Genomic DNA, 2,032 nt, shown 5'->3' with positions numbered 1-2,032 from the left:
GTCGGTGCGGGTGGCATTGTGCGTAAAGCTAAATGAAAGCGAATCCACAAGGTCTAATGTCTGGGTTGTTGTTTTACCTAAAGACTTCATGCCGCCCGACAAACTCAAATACACCTCCTGCGCTTCACTGAATGAGCGATAAGTCGTATTTGCAGTTGCCAGCACTCGGTTTTGCACTAGATCATATTCTTCAGCGCTAGCCGTTGCATTGCGGATGCGCGCGGCCATTTGTGTATAACCGTCTGCCATAGCAATGGCTTTATTAATTGTCAGCAAACCACCCATAAAGCCAACAAGGGTCTTGATTGAGCCCGACATTTCAGTCATTTGAGCATCGGCCTTGTAGCCTTTTGCTGTTAGGTTTTCAAGCTCATTTGCTACAGCACGCGTGTTTCTTTCGGCATTACGCGAATCAATTTCAATTACTAAACGGCTGGTTTGTGTGGTCATTTCACTTTCCTGCAGGCAATAAAAAACCCCGCACAAAGCGAGGTTGATTTGATTGTATTGACTAGAGTTTTTTGTACCCCTCTAGCATTTCATTGTATTTTTCAGAAAATCCGGTTAGATCAGTTTCACCATCTTGATTATATTCATAAGGCCATTCTTTATATCGAGTGTAAGCAACTTTGCCTTTTTTCATTTGCTCAATAACTTTTTGAGGTGTATTGCTTGAGCCTTCATAGCCATAAATCGGTGTATTGTTATCAATTTTTATGGCGCTTTGAGTGTGTGGAAAGTGATTTCGCCCAATATAAACACTATAGCGACCATCAAAAATACTCACCATTATCTTACTGTTTGATTTGTTTAAAGAGCAACTTTTTTGGCCGTTAAACTTATCCTTTGAGCAGTTATAATCCCAATCTGATGGCGACAGCTTTGGATAATAAGTTTCATATTTTAGCTTTACGGCATTTCCTTCGCTTGATGTTGCGTTATCACTAACATCATTTGAGACATATATTGTTTGAGCAGAAACCGTAAAACCCAATAAAGAAAAGATTAATATTAATACTGTTTTCATACCCGCCCTAAATTTATAATTTAGAACAAGATACTAATTTTGCAGGCAAAAAGAAACCGCCACTTGGGCGGTCACTCTTTAGAAGTTATAACGAACACCCGCTTTGTAGGTCATGCCGTCAAAATCCCCTATGGTGTAATTGTAGTGATCAATGCCGCCATTCCACGAGCAAGTTCCGCTTCCTGTACTGTTGCTTTGGGTACCATTTTCACAAGTTGTATCAGATGAGATATCCCAAGACCACTTATATCCGATACCACCATATACAGAAAGATTTGGAATAGGTGTGTATCCCAACTCTAAACCAACTGGCAGCGTCCAAAAAGTCGAGTTATCAAAGCCATCAGCTTCTAAGATACTTACTCCAGTACCCAGAGTTGCTAGCGCATAAAAACCATTGGCATTGATTAAATTTAAGTGGCCACCGAATGAAAATTCGTAAGCGCTGCCATCATAATTATCACTTTGCTGATATTCAAACTTACCCCAATAACCATTTCGGTGTGGAGTTGATGAAATCCCGATACCAAAACCCTTTAGGTCTTCATCAATATCATTTGCAAATTTGCCTTTCTGAGCTGAATACTCAAGCATTAGCGAAGCATTGAGCGCTGTCTCGTTTTTATAACTTGTTGGTTGTAAAGGTTTGTACTGTGTTTCTGCTACTGGGGTTTCGTAGCCACTCATTGGTTCGGGAGTGCCTTGCTGAATCAACAAAGGTTTGTTTGCCAAAGCCAAATTTGAAACTAACCCTAAAACCCCAACTGCTAATAATTTTTTCATGTTACCCCCTAAATAAAGGTGATAAATTACTCAATTTATTAAAAAAAGTATATACAACTAAAAGAAAAACCGCCCCAGAGAATGGTTAATTAATTTCCCAAATATTCCATAAAATCATATGAAGTGGTTTTTCACATAAATCAGTTTTATAATATGAAAGTTATATTTTTAATTTTTTGCTATTTAGGCTTTTTATGAAGAACAACTCCTCATCAGATGACT

General features: G+C 38.7%; 3 protein-coding genes. All 3 read right to left on the bottom strand.

The features are described from left to right. On the bottom strand, positions 1 to 450 hold a 450-nt coding region (locus JZ784_RS17505), incomplete at its 3' end, for a tape measure protein (RefSeq protein ID WP_346315792.1). A gap of 61 nt (positions 451 to 511) precedes the next feature. Then, positions 512 to 1,027 (bottom strand): hypothetical protein, encoded by a 516-nt coding sequence (locus JZ784_RS17500; protein ID WP_346315791.1) that lies wholly within the window; start codon positions 1,025 to 1,027, stop codon positions 512 to 514. Between the two features lie 78 nt (positions 1,028 to 1,105). Then, a complete protein-coding gene (locus JZ784_RS17495; RefSeq protein ID WP_346315790.1) occupies positions 1,106 to 1,810 on the bottom strand; it encodes a hypothetical protein in 705 nt (234 codons plus the stop codon). Between the last annotated feature and the right edge of the window lie 222 nt (positions 1,811 to 2,032).

The organism is Acinetobacter sp. CWB-B33, assembly GCF_039655955.1.
Lineage (GTDB): Bacteria > Pseudomonadota > Gammaproteobacteria > Pseudomonadales > Moraxellaceae > Acinetobacter > Acinetobacter bouvetii.
Note: the sequence above shows the minus strand (reverse complement) of the source record. Positions and strands in the feature narration are given on the sequence as shown.

Coding starts and splice junctions, on each gene's coding strand:
- JZ784_RS17500 (WP_346315791.1), bottom strand. CDS start 1,027: ATGAAAACAGTATTAATATTAATCTTTTCTTTATTGGGTTTTACGGTT.
- JZ784_RS17495 (WP_346315790.1), bottom strand. CDS start 1,810: ATGAAAAAATTATTAGCAGTTGGGGTTTTAGGGTTAGTTTCAAATTTG.